A 2,680-nucleotide genomic window follows, 5' to 3' on the forward strand; every position below is an offset into this window, starting at 1 on the left:
TTGACATCACTCACCGTGACCAGGCGCCGGAAAGGAACTACTGAGGCGCTGCACTAGCCACCGCCCACCCGCACGGATCCCCTGGCCGGCGGCCCGCCCCCGCCCTCCCTGTCCCGGACGGCGGGGGCGTCACCAGGCCGGATCAGCCCAGGGAACGCGGGTCGGCGGGGACGTCGACGGCGTGGGCGCGCAGTGCGTCGAGCGGGATGACCTCCAGGGCCCGTTCGTGGGTGGACGCGAGCACCACCGGCGCGGCGACACCGGCGTGGTAGGCCTGCAGCCATCGCACCGCGACGACGCACCAGCGGTCGCCGGGACGCAGGCCCGGGAAGGCGTATTCCGGACGGGGGGTGGACAAGGTCGTTGCCGACCTGCCGCTGGTGGCGCAGGAACTCCGTCGTCACGACCGCACACACGGTGTGACTGCCCAGGTCATCCGGCCCGGTGCTGCAGCACCCGTCGCGGTAGAACCCGGTCAGCGGGTCGATGCCGCACGGCTCCAGCTCGCCACCCAGGACGTTTCTTTCCACTGCCACCTCTGCCACCTCGCCATTTTCACCTACGTCCGCGCCGCCCACACAGCGTCTGGCCAGATCGGGCCGGCCCGGTCATGCCACACCCGTGGACGGACCCCCCGCCAGCGCACGCAACGCCGCAGGTAGTGGCCGGGAATGGACAACTGTCAGGGCGCTGACCGCACGCGTCAATGCCACATACAGGCGGCGTTCCCCCAGTACCCGGACGGCTTCGGCGGCGACGATCGCGGCCGGCTCCACCACGACCACATGATCGAACTCCAATCCCTTGGCCAGGGATGCCGGCACCAGCGTTCCCCGGCCGGTGCGGCTGCTCGGGGGGTCCTCGAGGCTGGCCAGCTCCAGGCCGGTGGCCGTCAGCGCGGGACCGAGGACGGCGAGGTCGGCGTCCGCGGCGATCACCGCCAGTGATCCTTCCTGGCCGAGGGCGGTCCGTACGGCGGCGGCCACCGTGGCCACCGTGGCCACCGTGGCGGTCGCGTCCACCGTGTCCGCTGTGGCGGTCGCGTCCACCGTGTCCGCTGTGGCGGTCGCGTCCACCGTGTCCGCTGTGGCGGTCGCGTCCACCGTGGCGGTCGCGTTTTCGAGGGCGTGGATGGCCAGTGATCCGGGGGCGGTCCGCACCGAGGTGGCCGGGGGCAGGCCGGGGGCGATGCCGGCCAGCAGCCGGTTGGCGAAGGCGAGGATCTCCGCCGGCACCCGGTATCCGCGGGTGAGCACCTCGAGCCGCGCGTCGCCGCGTCCGAGATGGCCCAGTTGGGCCGGCCAGGAGGTGGCGGCCCATGGCGTCGTGCCCTGGGCGAGGTCTCCCAGGACGGTGAGGGAACCGTCGACGCTGCGGCGAGCGATCGCCCGGCACTGCATCGGGGAGAGGTCCTGCGCCTCGTCGACGATCAGATGCCCGACTCCCCCGGTGCCTTCGAGCAGGTCACGGGCCTCATCCACGAGGAACGCCTCGGCGGCCGACCATCGTGGCCGCCGCGCCGGCCCTGGCGGTGCGGCGGCCAGCAGCAGGGCCTGGTCGGACGGGTCGAGCAGGCCCTGGGCCGATCGGGCCAGCAGATCCGCGTCGGTGAGCAGCCGACGGACCAGGCCCGGGCCGTCGATCGCCGGCCAGACGGTCTCCACCGCGTCCCGGATCGACCGGCTTGCGGCCAGGGTGCGCAGCGCCCCGTCGGTGAGGAAGTGGCCGGACAGTTCGGCCCGACGGCGCACCAGGTTCGCGAGCTGTCCGGCGACGCGCGCCCGGGCGGGGGCGTAGCGCACGGTGCCGGCCCGGTGGGCGGCCTCGACGTCGGCGAACAGGTCGGCGAACTCCTGTTCACCGACGGTCCAGCGTCCCGCCCGGGTGATGACCGTGACGGGTCCGGTCGGGGGGCGCAGCCCACCCAGCAGCGCGGCGCGGAGCACGGCGGCCAGCCGCGGATCGCCCTTGAGCGTCGCGGCGGCCACCGGCTCCTCCCGAAAGCCAGCCCGCTCACCGCCGCCGCCGTCGGTCGCGTCGACCAGCTCGTCGACGCTGAGGTGGCGCACCGTGTTCTCCCCGAGGGCCGGGAGCACCGCGGCGATGTACTCCAGGAACGCCCGGTTGGGCCCCACGACCAGTACCCCCGTGCGGGCCAGGCGTTCCCGGTGCGCGAACAGCAGATAGGCCGCCCGGTGCAGACCGACGGCCGTCTTGCCGGTCCCCGGGGCGCCCTGCACGCACAGGCTGACCTCGAGCGCGGCCCGGACGATCTCGTCCTGCTCCGGGTCGATGGTCGCCACGATGTCGCGCATCGGGCCCGTCCGCGGCCGCTCGATCTCCCGTGCCGCCAGTCCCCCCGCTCTGAGCACGGCTCCGGGATCGGCCGGCTCCCCCGGACGGGCCGGCTCCCCCGGACGGGTCAGGTCCGCCGCGGCCTCGGCGGCGGGGTGGAGACGTTCGTCCTCGAAGGCGGTGAGCCGCCCGTGGTCGTAGCCGAACCGACGCCGGGACCACACACCCATCGGATCACCACGATGCGCCCGGTAGAAGGGCCGGGCGATGTCCGCTCGCCAGTCCACGACCAGCGGATCGTCACCGGCCGCCTCGCGGACGTAGCGCCGTCCCAGGTAGAACCGCCGCCCGGCGGCAGGGCCCGCCCCCTGCCCCATCCGGGCCA

2 protein-coding genes and 1 pseudogene are annotated in these 2,680 nt (G+C 74.2%); all 3 read right to left on the reverse strand.

Annotated elements, in window-relative coordinates; genetic code table 11:
- Window positions 1–142: 142 nt before the first annotated feature.
- Window positions 143–358, reverse strand: coding sequence for a DUF2237 family protein (locus G6R24_RS24650; protein WP_254592498.1), 216 nt, complete (start codon window positions 356–358; stop codon window positions 143–145).
- A 25-nt stretch (window positions 359–383) separates the two neighbouring features.
- Window positions 384–578 (reverse strand): annotated as a pseudogene (locus tag G6R24_RS24655) (DUF2237 family protein); the annotation flags it as partial.
- A 30-nt stretch (window positions 579–608) separates the two neighbouring features.
- Window positions 609–2,680: HelD family protein (locus G6R24_RS20085; RefSeq protein ID WP_163550707.1), on the reverse strand; the 2,072-nt coding region annotated here is incomplete at its 5' end.

It is taken from the genome of Candidatus Frankia nodulisporulans, assembly GCF_902806475.1.
In the GTDB taxonomy this organism is placed as follows: Bacteria; Actinomycetota; Actinomycetes; order Frankiales; family Frankiaceae; genus Frankia; species Frankia umida.